17 protein-coding genes are annotated in these 19,017 nt (G+C 33.8%); 3 read left to right on the top strand and 14 right to left on the bottom strand.

Annotated elements, in window-relative coordinates:
- Nucleotides 1-101 precede the first annotated feature (101 nt).
- From ftsZ to mraZ, 14 genes are all read right to left on the bottom strand, one after another.
- Nucleotides 102-2,033: a cell division protein FtsZ gene (gene ftsZ / locus DIU01_RS09825; RefSeq protein ID WP_290833956.1), complete on the bottom strand. Its 1,932-nt coding sequence runs from the start codon at nucleotides 2,031-2,033 to the stop codon at nucleotides 102-104.
- A gap of 86 nt (nucleotides 2,034-2,119) precedes the next feature.
- Nucleotides 2,120-3,499, bottom strand: coding sequence for a cell division protein FtsA (ftsA, locus tag DIU01_RS09830; protein WP_290833958.1), 1,380 nt, complete (start codon nucleotides 3,497-3,499; stop codon nucleotides 2,120-2,122).
- Nucleotides 3,500-3,563: 64 nt separating this feature from the next.
- On the bottom strand, nucleotides 3,564-4,247 hold the full coding sequence (locus tag DIU01_RS09835) for a cell division protein FtsQ (RefSeq protein WP_290833989.1): 684 nt from the start codon (nucleotides 4,245-4,247) through the stop codon (nucleotides 3,564-3,566).
- 11 nt (nucleotides 4,248-4,258) lie between these two features.
- Complete coding sequence (gene murC / locus DIU01_RS09840; RefSeq protein WP_290833960.1) at nucleotides 4,259-5,554, bottom strand: UDP-N-acetylmuramate--L-alanine ligase; 1,296 nt, start codon at nucleotides 5,552-5,554, stop codon at nucleotides 4,259-4,261.
- A gap of 85 nt (nucleotides 5,555-5,639) precedes the next feature.
- A complete protein-coding gene (murG, locus tag DIU01_RS09845) occupies nucleotides 5,640-6,731 on the bottom strand; it encodes an undecaprenyldiphospho-muramoylpentapeptide beta-N-acetylglucosaminyltransferase (protein WP_290833962.1) in 1,092 nt (363 codons plus the stop codon).
- Between the two features lie 94 nt (nucleotides 6,732-6,825).
- On the bottom strand, nucleotides 6,826-8,184 hold the full coding sequence (locus DIU01_RS09850) for an FtsW/RodA/SpoVE family cell cycle protein (protein ID WP_290833964.1): 1,359 nt from the start codon (nucleotides 8,182-8,184) through the stop codon (nucleotides 6,826-6,828).
- Between the two features lie 59 nt (nucleotides 8,185-8,243).
- Nucleotides 8,244-8,606, bottom strand: coding sequence for a four helix bundle protein (locus DIU01_RS09855; protein WP_290833966.1), 363 nt, complete (start codon nucleotides 8,604-8,606; stop codon nucleotides 8,244-8,246).
- A 29-nt stretch (nucleotides 8,607-8,635) separates the two neighbouring features.
- Nucleotides 8,636-9,970, bottom strand: a complete 1,335-nt coding sequence (murD, locus tag DIU01_RS09860; RefSeq protein WP_290833968.1) for a UDP-N-acetylmuramoyl-L-alanine--D-glutamate ligase — start codon at nucleotides 9,968-9,970, stop codon at nucleotides 8,636-8,638.
- On the bottom strand, nucleotides 9,970-11,196 hold the full coding sequence (mraY, locus tag DIU01_RS09865; protein ID WP_290833970.1) for a phospho-N-acetylmuramoyl-pentapeptide-transferase: 1,227 nt from the start codon (nucleotides 11,194-11,196) through the stop codon (nucleotides 9,970-9,972). Before mraY ends, murD begins: the two co-directional genes overlap by 1 nt.
- A gap of 78 nt (nucleotides 11,197-11,274) precedes the next feature.
- Nucleotides 11,275-12,738: a UDP-N-acetylmuramoyl-L-alanyl-D-glutamate--2,6-diaminopimelate ligase gene (locus DIU01_RS09870; protein WP_290833972.1), complete on the bottom strand. Its 1,464-nt coding sequence runs from the start codon at nucleotides 12,736-12,738 to the stop codon at nucleotides 11,275-11,277.
- Nucleotides 12,735-14,741, bottom strand: a complete 2,007-nt coding sequence (locus tag DIU01_RS09875) for a penicillin-binding protein (protein ID WP_290833974.1) — start codon at nucleotides 14,739-14,741, stop codon at nucleotides 12,735-12,737. The genes DIU01_RS09870 and DIU01_RS09875 overlap by 4 nt, the downstream gene beginning before the upstream one ends.
- Entirely contained in the window at nucleotides 14,732-15,079 is a 348-nt protein-coding gene (locus DIU01_RS09880) for an FtsL-like putative cell division protein (RefSeq protein WP_290833976.1), read from the bottom strand. The genes DIU01_RS09875 and DIU01_RS09880 overlap by 10 nt, the downstream gene beginning before the upstream one ends.
- 69 nt (nucleotides 15,080-15,148) lie before the next feature.
- Complete coding sequence (rsmH, locus tag DIU01_RS09885; protein WP_290833978.1) at nucleotides 15,149-16,057, bottom strand: 16S rRNA (cytosine(1402)-N(4))-methyltransferase RsmH; 909 nt, start codon at nucleotides 16,055-16,057, stop codon at nucleotides 15,149-15,151.
- The gene (gene mraZ / locus DIU01_RS09890; protein WP_290833980.1) at nucleotides 16,032-16,505 is read right to left on the bottom strand and encodes a division/cell wall cluster transcriptional repressor MraZ; all 474 of its coding nucleotides are present in this window, start codon (nucleotides 16,503-16,505) and stop codon (nucleotides 16,032-16,034) included. The genes rsmH and mraZ overlap by 26 nt, the downstream gene beginning before the upstream one ends.
- A 496-nt stretch (nucleotides 16,506-17,001) precedes the next feature.
- Between mraZ and DIU01_RS09895 the strand changes: the two genes are divergently transcribed.
- Genes DIU01_RS09895 through DIU01_RS09905 form a run of 3 tightly spaced genes read left to right on the top strand, consistent with a single transcriptional unit; the run spans nucleotide 17,002 to nucleotide 18,968 of the window.
- On the top strand, nucleotides 17,002-17,766 hold the full coding sequence (locus DIU01_RS09895; protein ID WP_290833982.1) for an alpha/beta hydrolase: 765 nt from the start codon (nucleotides 17,002-17,004) through the stop codon (nucleotides 17,764-17,766).
- Nucleotides 17,767-17,803: 37 nt separating this feature from the next.
- Nucleotides 17,804-18,424, top strand: a complete 621-nt coding sequence (yihA, locus tag DIU01_RS09900) for a ribosome biogenesis GTP-binding protein YihA/YsxC (protein WP_290833984.1) — start codon at nucleotides 17,804-17,806, stop codon at nucleotides 18,422-18,424.
- 1 nt (nucleotide 18,425) lies between these two features.
- Complete coding sequence (locus DIU01_RS09905; RefSeq protein WP_290833987.1) at nucleotides 18,426-18,968, top strand: hypothetical protein; 543 nt, start codon at nucleotides 18,426-18,428, stop codon at nucleotides 18,966-18,968.
- Nucleotides 18,969-19,017 lie beyond the last annotated feature (49 nt).

The following is a 19,017-nucleotide window of genomic DNA, read 5'->3' on the forward strand; positions in this document are numbered from 1 at the left end:
AATGCCCGAACCATTCGCTCCTGAAAGCTTTGCAAAGGTAAAAAAAATAACCCGAAAATTACGTTGAACTTTCGGGTTAGATTTTGTGATTATTTTTGAAATTAATCTACGTTATCGTGCAAGAATGAATTGTTAGATCGCAACTGAATATCGTCGTTGCTGTCGGTTCCTAATGACATTCTTGAGTTGTTGTTCATTCCTTGATTTTCGGATAAGTCAACTCCTAACCTCTTGTATGCTGGTTCTTTTTCTAGCTCGTCTACTCGTGACGGATTGTTGTGAAACTTGTAGTTGAACTCTTTTAACTTACGTCTTCTTTCGTCTGCACGAAGTTTTAATGTTTCTTCGATAGTCATTTCCATTGGAGAAATATCGTCGGAATGCGTAGCGTAAGTTGGTTTTGCTGGCTCTGAAACTTTCATGGTGAAGTTTAGAGATTCTTCAATTTCCTCAACTTTTTTAGCTTCTACTGGTTTTGAGCTGATTAAATCGTTCTCAATTTCCATGTATTCTTCTAATGAATAGCGAACAACTCCGTTTTGATTGATTTCTGTTACAGGAACAAATTCTACGTGTTCGTTTACTTTTATGTTGCGAGTTTCGTCTGATAAATCAAATAAAATTCTGTTTTCGTCAACTTTCACTTCTGGAGTTGCCACTGGAATATCGAATGAAAAAGTGATTTGTTCTTCTTCTTTTGCAACGATTTGTGGTTCTACAACTTTAATTTCGTTAACAACTGGAGTTGTAAATTGGAAATCGATGTCTTTAATAGGAGAAACGATTTCGAAAGTTACATCTAAGTTACGGATGAAGTCGTTCATTGCAATTAACTCATTGTCGTTAACTTTTGCAAAAACGGTTTCGGTTTTAACTTCGTCTTCCATTAATTCGAAAACGATTTTATCCTCTTTTTTTTCGATTGGCGCATCGGTTACTGATTGAAAACCAGCAACAACATTTTGCGTTAAATCACGAACCAATTTTTGCTCATCTTCTAGTGAGTGGATGATTTTTTTTGGTTCTGTATTTACGATTTCGTTTTGTTGTTCTACGTTAAAACCTGTAGCAATAATGGTTACAGCGATTGCATCTCCATGCGATTCGTCTTCACCAACACCCATAATAATATTGGCATTGTGACCCGCTTCTGCTTGAATATGATCATTGATTTCTCCGATTTCGTCAATCGTGATTTCGCTAGTTCCAGAAACGATAAGCAACAATACGTTTTTGGCACCAGTAATTTTATTATCATTTAAAAGTGGCGAATCTAAAGCAGAAACAATTGCTTCTTTTGCTCTGTTTTCACCGCTTGCAATGGCAGAACCCATTATTGCAGTTCCACTATTAGACAATACCGTTTTAGCATCTTTTAAATCGATATTTTGTGTGTAGTGGTGAGTAATTACTTCGGCAATTCCGCGAGATGCAGTTGCCAAAACTTCGTCTGCTTTAGAGAAACCTGCTTTGAAACCTAGGTTTCCGTAAACTTCTCTTAATTTATTATTATTGATAACAATCAATGAATCTACTTGTTTTCTTAGTCTTTCAACTCCTGTTAAAGCTTGTTCTTGACGCACTTTACCTTCAAATTGAAATGGAATTGTTACAATTCCAACAGTAAGAATATCTCTTTCTTTAGCCAATTGAGCAATTACTGGCGCAGCACCAGTTCCGGTTCCGCCACCCATTCCTGCAGTGATGAAAACCATTTTGGTATTGCTATCTAACATTTTTTCGATATCTGCAACGCTTTCAATTGCCGATTGTTGTCCTACATCTGGATTTGCTCCAGCACCAAGACCTTCGGTTAAGTTTACACCTAACTGAATTTTATTGGGTACAGGACTGTTTTGCAATGCCTGAGAATCAGTATTACAAACGATGAAATCGACACCTTTGATTCCTTGCTTGAACATGTGGTTGATTGCATTGCTTCCGCCGCCACCAACACCGATAACTTTAATTACATTTGATTGATTTTTAGGTAAATCAAATGAGATGCTTCCAAATTCTGAGTTGCTCATCATACTATTTTGGTTTTTATTCTATTATAATTATTTGAATCCGCTGGATTCCTTTTTTTTGTAATTCTATATCTGAAAATTAGAGTAAATTATTCAGCGTTATCTAAAAAATCTTTTATCTTATCAACATACTTATCAAAAAAAGATTTTCTTATTTTTCCTTCTGTTGTTTCAGGTTCTTTAGTAACTTTATCTTCTATAACTTCTTCATTTACAACTTCTGGTTGCGTTTCTACAACTGGCGCAATCACCTGTTTTTGTTGAGGAATTGCTTGAGAAACTTCTAGTCTATAAGCACTTTGTGTATTATTTGCAATGCTGTTCATCACTAGTCCAACTGCTGTTGCATATAACGGACTCGAGATATCTTCGCTTGAATTTCCTGCTAAATGCTCGTTTGGATAACCAATTCGAGTATCCATACCTGTAATATATTCTACTAATTGCTTAATGTGTTGCAATTGTGCGCCACCACCAGTTAATACAATTCCTGCAATTAATTTTTTTCTTGGATCTTCATGACCGTAAGCTTTGACTTCTGTAAAAACTTGTTCGATAATTTCAACCACACGAGCGTGAATGATTTTTGACAAGTTTTTTAGCGAAATTTCTTTTGGCTCACGTCCGCGTAATCCTGGAATTGACACAATTTCGTTGTCTTTATTTTCTCCTGGCCAAGCCGAACCAAATTTTACTTTTAATAATTCTGCTTGTTTTTCGATAATAGAACAACCTTCTTTAATGTCTTCTGTTATTACATTTCCTCCAAAAGGGATTACAGCTGTGTGACGAATGATTCCGTCTTTGAAAATGGCTAAATCGGTTGTGCCACCACCAATATCTATTAAAGCTACTCCAGCTTCTTTTTCTTCTTGACTTAAAACTGCATCTGCCGAAGCTAATGGTTCTAATGTTAATCCGGATAATTCAATTCCGGAACTTTGAATACATCGTCCTACGTTTCTAATGGATGATGCTTGACCAACCACAACGTGAAAACTTGCTTCCAATCGTCCACCATACATACCAATTGGTTCTTTAATTTCCGATTGTCCGTCGATTTTAAATTCTTGTGGCAACACGTGAATAATTTCTTCACCTGGCAACATCGCCAATTTATTTACTTGATCAATTAAAAGCTGAATGTCTTTTCCGCTAATAACTTCCTCTGGATTGCTTCTGCTGATGTAATCGGTGTGTTGAATACTGCGAATGTGTTGACCTGCAATTCCAACTACTACATCATTAATTTTGTATCCCGAATTTTCTTCGGCTTCCATAACGGCTTGTTGAATAGAGTGAATGGTTTGAGTGATATTATTAACAACACCTCTTGCCACACCCAAACTTTTGGCTTTTCCAAGACCTAAAATTTCAAGTTTTCCATATTCATTTTTCTTGCCAATCATTGCTACGATTTTCGTAGTTCCAATGTCTAAACCAACCGCAATGTTCTCTCTATTCTCCATATTGTCAACATATTTTCCAGATACAATATCTACTCTATTTCATCTTTGTTTAAAACTACAATTGTTATTTTGTGCAAACAACTTGATGCGTAAATCTCAAACTTATTTTTTTATACTTGTAAAGCGTGCTGTCTAAAACTGCTTTTTGAAAAAACGCTTTATAATTTTTAAATTTCTGCTCTTCATTCAACATTCTTCCGAAGTCAATTTGATAATCGAAGTTTCTGTTCGACATCAAAAGGCTCTCATCAGACAAAACTTGGATACCAATGATGTTTTTTTTCAAAAACTCATCGTCATAAATCATCTTTAAAATTTCAGATAATTTCTTCTTGTTTTTTAAATTATTTTCCCCCGAAATAAGTGGCACTCTTGCAGTATAATTATCTGATAAAGGCATTGTATTACCTTCATAATCAATATAAAAAGAACCTTGCTCATCAACTACTCTAGCCACAGGTGTTTTTTGTTGAACCACCGCTTTTAGAACACCATCAACACTCACAAAGACTTCTGATTTTTGAATCATAGGATGTGCGTTGATGGAATTTTCCAATTTGTTCAAATTTAGTTCGTCTTTTGCTATACTTTTTACATCTGAACTATTTTCTATTAACAATTTATTAACCGATTCTTGTTTGACAAAATTGTTATTTTCTCCAACAAAAATGACCTCCGATTTCTTCAATTTGCGATGCGAATTTCTATTTGACGTAAACGAATACAAGAAAATCACCAATGCGAACATTAGGATCAATCTTATATTATACCTNNAACGATAACGGTTGCATCGCTTGCTAAAATCGTACCAATTAACGCCTCTTTCGAAACTAATTTTTTATTTTCATTGGTCATTTTTGATAGTAACCAAGAACTTGTAATTCCTTCCATTGGCAATTCTCTTGCTGGATAAATGTCAAGTAAAAGGATATCATCGAATTGCGATAAACTTTTGGCAAAATCATCGGCAAAATCTTTAGTTCTACTGAATAAATGTGGTTGAAAAATTGCCAAAACTTTTTGGTTTGGATATAATTCTCTCACGGCTTGGTGCACGGCATTAATTTCGGTTGGATGATGTGCATAATCATCAATGTAAACCAATTTATCCGATTTTATTTGATATGAAAATCGGCGTTGCACTCCTTTAAATGATGCTAAAGCGTTAGCAATGGACTCGGTTGGGGTACCAAAAGTTTTAGCCATTGCTAAAGCCATTAGCGCATTCATTAAATTATGATGTCCTGGCAGTGAAAATGAAATATTTTCTAAAATTTCTGACGGCGTTTGCACATCAAAAACATAACTGCTATTTTCAATTCTGATATTAAACGCTTTGAACGTTGCATTCTCGTTAATTGCGATAGTCAAACCCTCTAAATCCAATCCTTTTGGGACGAACATTTTGGTTTTATCTTCCACTTTACTGGCGAATTCTCTAAACGAATCTTCAATGGCATTTTTATCTCCATAAATATCTAAATGATCAGCATCCATTGAGGTTACACAAGCAATATTTGGATGTAAATGAAGGAAAGAACGATCAAATTCATCGGCTTCAACAACGGTGATTGTTTTACCGCTTCCAATTAAATTAGAATGGTAATTTTCTACAATTCCGCCAAGGAAAGCAGTTACATCTGCTCCACTTTCGTATAAAATATGTCCGAGAATACTTGATGTTGTTGTTTTTCCGTGCGTTCCTGCTACTGCGAAACAAAACGTATCTTTGGTAATCAAACCAAGAACTTCGGCACGTTTTTTAATTACGTAATTTCTTTCTAAAAAATAATTCCACTCTGAATGCGAAACTGGAACAGCTGGTGTAACAATTACCAATGTATTTTCGACAAAATAATCAGAAGGAATTGCAGCAATTGAATCTTCAAAATGAATATTCATTCCGCCAGCAATTAATTCGTCGGTTAACATTGTTGGAGTTTTGTCGTAACCCGAAACATTTTTACCAATGTTTTGGAAATAGCGCGCCAAAGCACTCATTCCGATGCCTCCAATTCCGATGAAATAGACGTTATGTATTTGATTTAGATTCATTTTTCTTTATTTTTTTGTCAATCTGAACTTGTTTCAGATTCTACTTCTATTTTAGATTCTGAAACAAGTTCAGAATGACAGGAATTTATTTTATCAATTTTTCTATTTGTTCCACAATATCTTTTGTTGCGTTTGGCTTGGCTAATTTCTTCATGTTTTCGCTTAGACTCTTTTGCAAATTCTCGTCGTGAATTAGTTTATTGAAAACCGATTCGAATTTTTCGTCTAGCTCACTTTCTTTAATTAGCAATGCTCCGTTTTTATCTACAATTGCTTTCGCATTTTTGGTTTGATGATCTTCGGCTACATTTGGCGACGGAATAAAAATTGTTGGTTTTCCTACCAAACATAATTCAGAAACCGATGATGCTCCGGCGCGTGAAATCACGAAATCGGCAGCAGCGTAAATCAAATCCATTCTGTCAATAAATGAAACTACTTGTACATTTTCAACTTCAGAAAAATGCTTGTAATCGGCCATGTACAAATTGCCACATTGCCAAATTATTTGTAAATTGTTGTTGCGTAAAAAATCGATTTCTTTTGCAATTAATTGGTTGATTCTTCTTGCTCCTAAACTTCCTCCAATTACTAATAATGTCTTTTTGTTTTCGTCTAGATTGAAATACGATAACGCTTCACTTCTTTTAGAATCTATATCTAAAATATCTTGACGCACAGGATTTCCTGTGAAAACAATTTTGCTTTTCGGAAAAAACTGCTCTAAATTTTCATACGCCACACAAATTGCATTGGCTTTCTTACTTAACAATTTATTTGTGATTCCAGGATACGAATTTTGTTCTTGAATAACCGTTGGAATATTTAACGTATTTGCCGTTTGTAATAAAGGTCCGCTTGCGAAACCGCCTGTTCCAATTACTACATCGGGTTTGAACTTTTTAATTATTTTTCGTGACTTTAATAAACTACTTACTAATTTCAGTGGAAACATTGCGTTTTGTAAAGTTAGTTTTCGTTGTAAACCAGCAATCCAAAGACCTTCAATTGCATATCCCGATTGTGGTACTTTTTGCATCTCCATTTTGTCTTGTGAACCTACAAAAAGGAATTCAGCATCTGGAAAACGTGTTTTTAATTCGTTAGCAATAGCAATTGCAGGATAGATATGTCCACCTGTTCCTCCACCGCTTAAAATAAATTTTAATTTTCTCATTTTTGTTTTTTGACACGAATTGCACGAATTTTCACGAATTCATTGTACTTTAATTTCACTAATGCTATAAATGTTTAACTCCGCTGGAGTTTATTTATTGTTTTTTTCGCATTCCTTTAATGGCAAGCATTGGATTTTCTTCTATTGAATAATCTTCTACCATAATTTTGTCTTTTATGGATGCTTTCATTTGGTTTACTTTTTCTTGATTTTCATCAACTTCTTCTATTTCATCTTCGTCTTCTTGCAATTGTTTATCGATTAAACGTTGCAATGCTTCTTCACGTTTTTGTTTTTCTTCTAATTCGGCTGCTACTTCTTCTTCTTTCCTAGTTACGCTTAATATGATTCCGATAGCGATACATGTCATCCAAACGGAACTTCCACCCGAACTTATTAATGGTAAAGTTTGACCGGTTACTGGAAGTAATTCTACAGCAACTGCCATATTGATTAATGCCTGAAAGACAATTGGAAATCCGAGACCGACGACTACTAATTTTCCGAAAAGCGAATTGGCTTTATGAGCTGCGATGATGAATCGGAATAATAACAACAGATAGATTGATAGAATTCCCATTGCTCCAAATAGTCCGTATTCTTCTACGATTATGGCAAAAATAAAATCGGATGACGATTGAGGTAAAAAATTCTTTTGAACGCTTTTTCCTGGTCCGAGTCCGTAAACTCCGCCGGTTGCTATGGCGATTTTTGCTTTTTCTATTTGATAGATATCTTCATCGGGTTTGTCGCCCATAAAATTATCGATACGGCTTATCCAAGTATCTACACGATTTGGGAAAGCTTCTGGAAATTTTTTAGCAATAAGAATAAAAAACAATGCAGAAACTAATCCGACACCAAGAATTAATCCGATGTAACGCAATGGATATTTACCTATGAAAGCTAGCATCGTCACCATAGCAAAAATCAATGCTGCCGTTGAGAAATTGGCAGGAAAAATTAACGCCAATGTCACAAAAACCGGAATCCATAAATCGATGAAGGATTGCTTGAAAGTTGGCTCTACTTCTCTTGATTTGGATAAATATCTAGCCACAAAAACATACAAGACAATTGCTGCTAACGTAGATGTTTGAAACGAAATTCCGATGAAAGGAATTTGTATCCATCGACTGGCATTTGCTCCATCGATTACTGTTCCTTTCACTAAAGTATAAACTAGTAAAACCCATACAATTGGCAAAGCAACCATGGATATTCCGCGGAAATAATGGTATGGAACTTTATGAACTTGATAGATAATGAAAAACCCAATAAAAATATGAACGGCGTGTTTTAACAAATACGTCAATGCATTTCCAGAACCGTGACGCATGTAGGCCAAATTACTACTCGCACTAAAAACAGGCATAAAGGAAAACAACGCCAAAAGAGCAATAAATGCCCAGATAACTTTGTCGCCTTTTAAACTGTTAATTAGTTGTTTCATTTTAAATATTAGATATTAGATTTTAGATATTAGATATTCTTACCCTAGATATTTATTTTTTAATTGTTGTTTAGTCTATTGTTCACTGTTTTGAGAGTTGAAACAAAAATTGCTACTAATTCATTAGCTTCTTTTTGCAAACTACCTAATTCAGATTGATTAATCCATTTCATTCCTTCAATTATCTCAAGCCAAAATTGAGTTTCATCTGCTTCTTCTAAAACAATATTCAGCTTGGCTACAAATTCTCTATCACTTCTAGCTCGGCATACCGCTCTGTAATTTGCTCCAACAGAGGTTGCACTTTTAGCAATTTGATTTATAACAACTCTGGTTGACATTGAGTTTGGCATTTTTTCAATTAGATTTAAAATAGATAATGAAAATTGTTTTGTTCTATTTTTAAGTTGATCGTTTGTCATATCTAATATTTAAAATCTAATATCTAATATTAAAGGTTTCTTACTTCTCTTTTGAATTGATTTCCTCTGTCTTCATAGTTTTCGAATAAATCGAAACTTGCGCATGCTGGTGATAGTAAAACACTGTCGCCTTTTTCTGCAATGTGACGTGCTGTGTTTACTGCATCTTTCATGTTATCAACTTCGACCATCATGTCTACTACATTTCCGAAAGCGTCAATTATTTTCTTGTTATCAACACCAAGACAAATAATTGCTTTTACTTTCTCGTGAACTAATGGCATTAATTCGGCGTAGTCATTTCCTTTATCAACACCTCCGACAATCCAAACGGTTGGCGTGTTCATGCTGTCTAACGCAAAGAAAGTTGCGTTTACATTGGTTGCTTTACTATCATTGATGTATTGCACATTGTGAATTTTAAGCACTTTTTCTAAACGATGTTCAACACCTTGAAAGTTTGACAAACTCTCGCGAATAGTTTGCTTTCTAATGCGCAAAATATTGGCTACAGAAGTTGCTGCCATTGCATTTTTCATGTTGTGTTTTCCTTCAAGTGCAATGTTAGAAGTTTCCATTAAAAATTCTTCTTGGTTGATGTTGATTTCCATAGTGTTGTTGTTTAAAAATGCTCCGTTTTCAATAGATTTTGAAATTGAAAAAGGTATTAATTGTGCTTTTACTTTGTTGTTTTGTAACCAATTGGATATTGCCTCGTCGTCTGCATCATAAATGAGGTAATCTTCTTCGGTTTGATTCATTGTTATTCTAAATTTAGATGCGATATAATTTTCATATTTGTAATCGTATCGATCTAAATGATCTGGACTTATATTGGTAATAATGGCAATATGTGGCTTATAATTTGTGATTCCGTCCAATTGAAAACTGCTTAATTCTAGAACATAAGAATCGTAATTTTCTTCGGCTACCTGCCATGCAAAACTTTTTCCGATGTTTCCTCCTAATCCTACATTCAATCCGCCTTCTTTTAGCAAATGGTAGGTTAACATTGTTGTTGTTGTTTTACCATTACTTCCTGTGATTCCGATGGTCATTGCTTTGGTAAAATCGTTAGCAAATTCTATTTCGGAAATCACTGGAATTCCTTTTTCAATTAGCTTTTTTACAATTGGCGCTTTATCTGGAATTCCCGGACTCTTCATTACGACTGAAGCATTCAGAATTACTTCTTCTGTGTGCTTTTCGTCTTCCCATTTTATTTCATATTTATTAAGAACGTCTCTATACTTGTCTTTTATTTTTCCGAAATCGGATACAAAAACATCGTATCCTTCTTTCTTTCCTAGAATTGCTGTTCCAACTCCGCTTTCGCCTCCGCCTAAAACCACTAAACGCTTCATTATCTTAATTTTAGTGTTACAATTGCTACAATCGCTAATAGAATTGTGACAATCCAGAAACGCGTTACAATTTTACTTTCGTGGTATCCTTTTTTCTGATAATGATGATGTAATGGCGACATTAAGAAAATTCTTCGTCCTTCACCAAAACGCTTTTTGGTATATTTGAAATAGGTTACTTGAATAATTACTGAGGCACTTTCGGCAAAGAAAATGGCACATAAGACTGGAAGCAACATTTCTTTTCTAACCGAAATTGCTAAAACTGCTATAATTCCGCCAATGGTTAAACTTCCTGTATCACCCATAAATACTGATGCTGGATAAGAATTGTACCATAAAAATCCGATTAATGCTCCCACAAATGCAGCAATGAAAACCGTCATTTCACCCGAATTGGGAATGTACATCACGTTCAAATAATTCGATAAAATAATATTACCCGAGATGAACGTGAAAATTCCGAGTGCGAGTACCGATATTGCTGATGTTCCTGCGGCTAAACCGTCGATTCCATCGGTGAGATTTGCTCCATTTGAAACTGCCGTAATAATGAAGATTACAATTGGAATGAATACCAACCAAGCCCAATTTTGATAATCATCTGTAAATGGTTTTAAGATTTGAGCATAATCCAATTCGTTGTTTTTTGTAAACGGAATTGTTGTTGTAGTTGCTTTAATTTCTTTGGCTGGTTGCGAAATTGTATTTCCTGTTTGGTTGAATGTAATTGGTGTTGAGGACTTTTCACGAACCGTTACTGCAGGACTAAAATACAATACCGAACCCACTATAATTCCTAAACCAACTTGACCGATAACTTTAAAAATTCCTTTTAAACCTTGTTTGTCTTTTTTGAAGATTTTGATGTAATCGTCAATAAAACCAATAGTTCCCATCCAAAGTGTGGTTACAATTAATAGGATGATGTAAATATTATTCAGTTTAGTCAATAAAATTACCGGAATTAAGGTTGCCACAATGATGATTAATCCACCCATTGTTGGCGTTCCAGCTTTTTGTGTTTGACCTGCCAAACCTAGTTCACGAACCGTTTCTCCAACTTGTTGATTTCTTAAAAAGTTGATGATTTTCTTACCATAAATTGTAGAAATCATCAGCGATAGCATTAGTGCCAAAGCCGAACGAAATGTGATATATTGAAACACTCCAGTTCCCGGAACGTCTAATGTTTTGTCTAAATATTCAAATAAGTAGTATAACATATCTTCTTTTTTTAAATTCCAATTTTTAAATTCCAATTTCCAATCGTTGGCTTTTGGAATTTTAATTTTGGAGTTTTACTATTTGTTCATTTGTTGTAAAAATTCTTTAACCATTTTCATGTCGTCAAAATCGTGTCGAACGCCTTGAATTTCTTGATAGGTTTCGTGTCCTTTTCCTGCAATTAGAATAATATCGTTTGCATTTGCCAATTGACACGCGGTTTTTATAGCTTGTTTTCTATCTTCAATAGAAAGTGATTTTTTGAAATTTTGTGGTTCTACTCCAGCTTCCATTTCGGCGATAATCGTTGACGGATTTTCGGTTCTTGGATTGTCTGAAGTAATGATGACTTTATCGCTCATTGTTGTTGCGATGTTTGCCATTATTGGTCTTTTTGCTTTATCTCTATCGCCACCACAACCAACAACAGTAATTAATTGTTCGTTTTTGGTTCGGATGTCGTTTATCGTTTTCAACACGTTTTCTAAAGCATCAGGCGTATGTGCATAATCTACAATTGCCGTGATTTTTTCATCAGAAACTATAAATTGGAATCGTCCAGAAACGCTTTCTAACTCAGATAATAATCGCAATGCCTCAAAACTTTCTATTCCTAATTCAACCGCAGTTCCATAAATTGCTAATAAATTGTAAGCATTAAATGTTCCTATTAATTTTACCCAAACTTCATTCTCATTAATTTTAAGCAACAATCCCGAAAGTTGATTTTCTAGAATTTGCGCTTTATAATTAGCATATGATTTTAAGGCGTAAGTCAGTTTTCTTGCATTGGTATTTTGAAGCATCACTGCTCCATTTTTGTCATCGACATTGGTTAATGCAAAAGCCGATTTTGGTAAATAATCAAAAAACGATTTTTTCACATCTCTATATTCTGCAAAAGTTGGATGGTAATCTAAATGATCGTGCGATAAATTGGTAAAAACGCCACCTTCAAATTGCAAACCTTCGGTACGTTTTTGATGCACACCATGCGAACTCACTTCCATAAAACAATATTCGCAACCCATTTCAATCATTTCATTTAAATAATGATTGATGGTTAATGAATCTGGTGTGGTATGCGTTGCTTTGTATTCGATAGTATCGACCATGATTTTCACGGTAGAAAGTAGTCCTACTTTGTAACCTGCTTTTTTAAATAATTGATACAATAATGACGCAATGGTTGTTTTGCCATTTGTACCAGTAATTCCAACTAAGCGCAATTTTGACGACGGATTATCGTAAAAATTGGAAGCCATAAACGCCAAAGCCGAATTGGTGTCTTTTACTTGAATATAAGTAATTCCAGCAACTGTAACTTCAGGTAATGTATCGCAAACAATTGCGGTTGCACCAAGAGAAATTGCTTTTTCAATAAAATCATGACCATCAGAAATTGTTCCGCGAATGGCTACGAAAACATCGTTGGCTTCAATTCTTCTCGAATCAAATTCAATTTTGTTCACAGCAATTTCCGTTGAACCTTTTACAGCTTCAATCGCAACTTTGTATACTATCTCTTTTAAAATAATCACGATAATTCTAATGTTATAGTTGAATTTTTAATTATCGGTTGACCAGGTTGAATGGATTGTTTTTTGACTTTTCCAACACCTTTGACCGAAACTTTGATACCTAAATTTCCTAATAAAGCCACAGCATCCATACCGGACATTCCTTTTAAATTTGGAATTTTGCTTTTTACATTTTGTGCTTTTGTATAATATTCTTGGTATTTATTTTCTTGTTTGGCAATTTTTTTATCCAAATTTTTAATTTCGTTTGTTGATGGCGCATCTGTAAAAATCTTTTGCGCAATACGTTTAAAAACTGGTCCAGCAACATCGGCGCCATAATAATTATTCAAGGATGTATCTGGTTCGTGAACCACAACAATGCAAGAATATTTAGGGTTTTCAGCAGGAAAAAATCCTACGAAAGAGGAAATATAATGATGATCGTTTCCTCCATTTTTACCATAATTTGCTTCGGCAGTACCTGTTTTTCCTGCCATAGAAAAATCTTTAGAATACAACTTTGCACCTGTTCCTCTTTTTACAACATTAGTTAAAAGAGCTTTCAATTTTTTAATTGTCCCGTCTGAACATATCTTCGGATTGATAACTTGTTTTTCGTATTTTTTAATGGTTTTATTCCATTCTTTAATTTCTGAAACAAATTGTGGTTTTACCATTTCTCCGTTATTTGCAACAGCATTATACAAAGTCAACGTTTGCAAAGGCGTCATTGCAACACTATATCCGTATGCCATCCAAGGCAATGTGTTTGCATTCCAACTTTTATCTCCTGGCTTATGCACAATAGGTTTTCCTTCACCCTGAAATGGTAATCCAAGTGGTTTATCTAAACCCATATTAGTTATCCTATTGATAAATTCTTGTGGATTATTTTTATAATTTTCATACACTGCTTGAACCAAAATTGTATTGGAAGAAACTTCAAAACCTTTTCCAAGCGAAATTTTACCATAACCACCTTCGTGAGAATCGCGCACTTTGTCACCTCTGTAAGTGATAACTCCGCCACGACTGTCGTAAACTTTTGATGTATCTACTTTATTATCATCCAAAAGCGCAATTAAATCTACTAGTTTAAAAGTAGAACCTGGTTCGTGCGATTCGGCAACGGCGTAATTTATAGTTTCGTAATAATTACCCGATTTTTTATCTCTTCCAAGATTAGAAATGGCTTTTACTTTACCTGTTTTGGTTTCCATAACTACAACGCAACCGTGTTCTGCTTTATACTCTTCAAGCTGTTTTAGCAAAGCATGATGTGCAATGTCTTGAATGTAAACATCAATTGTAGAAATTACATCGTAACCATCTTGCGGATCAACTTCATTTTGGTCACGAATAGGTTTCCACTGACCTTTTGCGATTTTTTGCTTTAAAACTTTTCCGTCTTTTCCGTTCAAATAATTACGAAAAGCCCACTCGATTCCTTTCCCATCTGCTTTTCCACTTGGCGTTATTCTTTCGTAACCTATAGTTCTTTCGGCGATTTTACCAATTGGATGTTCGCGAACCGTTTGTTGTTCTACGATTATTCCACCTTTATTTGCACCTTTATTGAATAGCGGAAATGATTTTATTTTGGCATATTCGGTATAGCTTAAATCTTCGGCTAAAAAGGTGTATCTATTTTTGTTAGCGCGTGCTTTTCTTAATAAAGATTGGTAAGACGAACTTGATTTGCCTAATAATTTTGACAACTCATCGGCTAATGGTTTGACATTTTTTTCGAAATCCTCTTCTTTTGGCGCAACTGCATCGAATCGAATAGTATAATTTGGAATTGATGTTGCCAATAAACTTCCATCTGCCGAATAAATATTTCCTTTATTGGCCGGAATCACAAAAGTTCTCACAGTTCTTTCTTTGGCTAATTTTCTATAATACTCACCTTCAACCCACTGTATATTAGTTAGTTTCACGGTAATCGCTATCGCCATCAAAAAGATGAAGAATGCTACCAGATAGATTCTGTAAGAGATATTTTTATCTTCTACTGCCATATTTTTTTAAAGAAACTTTTTTCTTCTTGTTTTTTAACTTTTATTTTTTGCGGCGGAACTTGTGATGGAAAAATATTTCTAGCTTCCATTTTTTTAGAAATAGTCGATTCCATTTTAAGCTTCATTAACTCTGATCTTCTGTCAACAAATTCTGAACGCAATTCTTTAACTTCAGTTGTTAAATCAGAAATTCTGAATACTTTTTGTTCAAATCGGTGTGTATTTGCAATCATAATAATGGCAAGAACAATCAAGAAAACAATGAATCGCCAGTTTTTGGTAGCGTCTTCATTGACTAGAAATCTTGCTTTTAATATGTTGTAAATTCCACCTTTCATTTTCTCAGTTTTCAGTTTTCAGTTTTCAGTTTTCAGTTACTTTGCAATCTGAATTCTGCTATCTGAATACTATTTCTTCTCTGCTATTCTTAACTTCGCGCTTCTTGCTCTGTTGTTGATTTTTATTTCTTCTTCGGTTGGAACGATTAATTTTCCGATTAACTTGAATGGAACCGAGAAATTTCCGAAGAAATCTTTTTCTGGTTCGCCTTCGAACATTCCGTTTTTCATGAATCTTTTTACCAATCTGTCTTCTAATGAATGATAAGAAATCACACTTAATCGTCCTTCTGGTTTTAAGATATCTAATGATTGCTCTAGAAATTCTTTCAAAACATCCATTTCTTGATTTACTTCAATTCTGATTGCTTGATAGATTTGAGCCAAAACTTTATTCTTAAATTGCTCCGGAAGAAAGCGTTGTAAAACCAATTTCAATTCGTCTGTAGTATCGATTGATTTCACTTCTCTTGCTTCAATAATTGTTCTGGCAAGTGCTGGTGCAATTTTTAATTCGCCATAATCAAGAAAAACTCTTTTTAAGTTGACATCATCATATTCATTAATGATTTTGTGCGCATCCAAATCGTTTTTCTTACTCATTCTCATGTCTAAATCGGCATCAAATCGAGTAGAAAAACCTCTTTCTGGAACATCAAATTGATGCGATGAAACACCTAAATCAGCCAAAATTCCGTCTACTTCTTTAATTCCGTGAAATCTTAAAAAACGTTTTATGTATCTAAAATTTTCTTGAATTAAAGTAAATCGTTCGTCTGGCAAAGCATTTTCCCAAGCATCTTCATCTTGATCAAATCCGAATAATTTTCCGTTGGCATTTAATCGACTCAAAATTTCTTTCGAATGTCCGCCACCACCAAAAGTGACATCTACATAAACACCATCTGGCTTGATATTCAAACCGTCAACTGTTTCCTTTAATAAAACCGGATTATGATATTCCATTGTCATCGTCATTTATATTTCCCATTACATCTTCTGCCAAATCAGCAAAATCAACAACAGAATCATCAATTGATTTTTCGTATAAATCTTTATCCCAGATTTCAATGATATTTACTGCTGATGACAATACAATATCTTTAGAAATTTGAGCAAAAGTTGTTAGGTCTTTTGGAACAAGTAATCGTCCAAGAGCATCAATTTCAACCACTTTCACACCTGCCGTAAAACGACGAATGAAATCGTTATTTTTCTTTACAAATCGGTTGAGTTTATTGATTTTTTGCATCATTAAATTCCATTCACCCATTGGATACAACTCAAGGCACGGCTGAAAAACAGAACGCTTCAAGACAAAACCGTCTTGAAGAGAAGCCGCCAATTGCTTTTTGAAAGGCGCAGGCAAAAGCAACCTTCCTTTGGCGTCAACTTTACACTCGTATGTTCCGATTATTGAGTTCAACAAATTAGTTTTTAAATGATATGAGCAAAAATATAAAATATTTTACCACATTTTACCACAATATACCACTTTGTTAATAAGTTTTACCACTTTATGCGAATAGGAAAGCGCCAAAAATTGTTAAAGCAATTGCGCAATAATTAACAAAGCATTAAGAATTGTTATGTTTTTAATTATAAATTGAGAATAAAAAAGAATTTGTTGCGAAAAATTTAAAGAAATTTAAAAAATCAGGCTTGCTTTATCTTTCAAAAAATCAAGCTAAAATGTTGATAATTACCACCTAAAAGTCTTACGAAATGTAACGTTACGATTTTGTAATTTTTATCTAAATAATTGATTAGATGTTATGATTTAATAGTCAAAAACTTATATATCTTCTGTAATTTTATTTTTTGCTGAAGGAAGAAGGAACCTACAAAATTTCACATCTTCTTGACATATATTGCTAAAATTTATGTAGGTTTGTAACAATTGAAAATTAGGAAAACAATTTATGGATTTGAATTCTACAAAAGACGGAAAATATAGCTATATAGAAATTGGTGAAGGTACGCCAATCGTGATTTTACACGGTTTAATGGGCGGATTGAGTAATTTTGAAGGCGTAGCAAAACACTTTTCTCAAAAAGGATACAAAATTGTTATTCCTGAGTTACCACTTTACACGCAAAATATTTTAAAAACCAATGTAAAGGCTTTCGCCAAATACGTGAAAGATTTTATTACATACAAAGGTTTTGATAGAGTAATTTTATTAGGAAATTCGCTTGGCGGACATATTGCTTTGTATCATACTAAAATGTATCCAGAGAAAGTTGCAGGATTGGTAATTACCGGAAGTTCTGGCCTTTATGAAAGCGCAATGGGCGATAGTTACCCAAAAAGAGGTGATTATGAATACATAAAAAAGAAAGCCGAAGACGTTTTTTACGACCCGAAAGTTGCTACAAAAGAAATTGTAGACGAAGTTTTTGGAGTGGTAAATGACCGAATTAAAGTGATAAAAACGCTTACAATTGCTAAAAGCGCCATTCGTCATAATATGGCTAAAGATTTACCAAAAATGCATGTAAAAACGTGTTTGATTTGGGGTAAAAATGATGCTGTAACTCCGCCAGATGTTGCTGAAGAATTTCACCGTTTAATGCCAAACTCCGATTTATATTGGATTGACAAATGCGGACATGCAGCAATGATGGAACATCCAGATAAGTTTAATGAAATTCTTGATGTTTGGTTAGAGAAAGAACATTTGTAAGATTAAATGATTCTAAAATGAATCAAGAAAAATACCCATGAAAATTAATACCGCCGAATTTATTATTAGCAATTCTGATGTAAGTAAGTGTCCTACAGAACGCTTACCAGAATATGCTTTTATTGGCAGATCAAATGTTGGAAAATCATCGTTAATAAACATGATTACCAACCATAAAAACTTAGCAAAAACTTCTGGGAAACCTGGAAAAACGCAACTTATAAATCACTTTAAAATTAATTCTAATTGGTTTTTAGTCGATTTACCAGGTTATGGTTATGCTAGAGTTTCTAAGAAAACCAAAGAAGTTTTTCAAGAGTTTATTACCGATTATTTTGAAACAAGAGAACAACTGGTTTGCGCTTTTGTATTGATTGATATTCGACTTGAAGCGCAAAAAATTGATATTGAATTTATAGAATATCTTGGCGAAAGTGAAATTCCGTTTTGTATTGTTTTTACTAAAGCAGATAAAATTAGTAAAACCAAAATTGATTCGCACGTTGCTGCCTACAAGAAACAATTGATTGCTCACAATTGGGAAGAAATGCCGCCTTACTTTGTAACCTCAGCAACTGAAGGAACAGGCAAAGACACACTTCTTAATTACATCGAAGAAATTAACGTTGAAGTTTATAAAGATTTGAATGAGTTTTAAGATGAATAAACTATTTTTTGCCTTAATTTTATTTGCTCAAATTGCGCAATCACAAGAACAAGAAACTGCAAGCGTTGAAAAATCAATCTTCGGAATTCAAACTGGCTTTTTTGGTGCTTGGGTTCATAATGAATCGAAGTTGTCTAATGAAATAAGTTTAAGAAGCGAAATTGGAATTAATTTTGGGTTAATTGGTGGTGACATTACTGGAGAAACAAAATTTATTACAGCTCCAAACATTTCTTTTGAACCAAGATGGTATTATAATCTTTCAAAAAGAAGTAATTTGGGGAAAAACATTAAGAATAATAGTGCGAATTTTTTAACTTTAGGAATAAATTATATACCTAAACAAGAGAAATCAACTTATTACATCCCAAATCAAATTTCTTTTATTCCAAAATGGGCAATCAAAAGATCTATAAATCATTTTACTTATGAAACTGGAATTGGAATAGGTTATAGAAAATTTATTGATAAGACTTCAACTGAAAAAGGTGAAACTGCGCTTGATTTACATTTAAGAATTGGTTATACTTTTTAAAAAAATAAATTTATGAAATCATTTTTTTGTTTACTAACAACATTATTAT

Origin of the sequence: Flavobacterium sp. (assembly GCF_003525665.1) — a bacterium.
Classification (GTDB): domain Bacteria; phylum Bacteroidota; class Bacteroidia; order Flavobacteriales; family Flavobacteriaceae; genus Flavobacterium.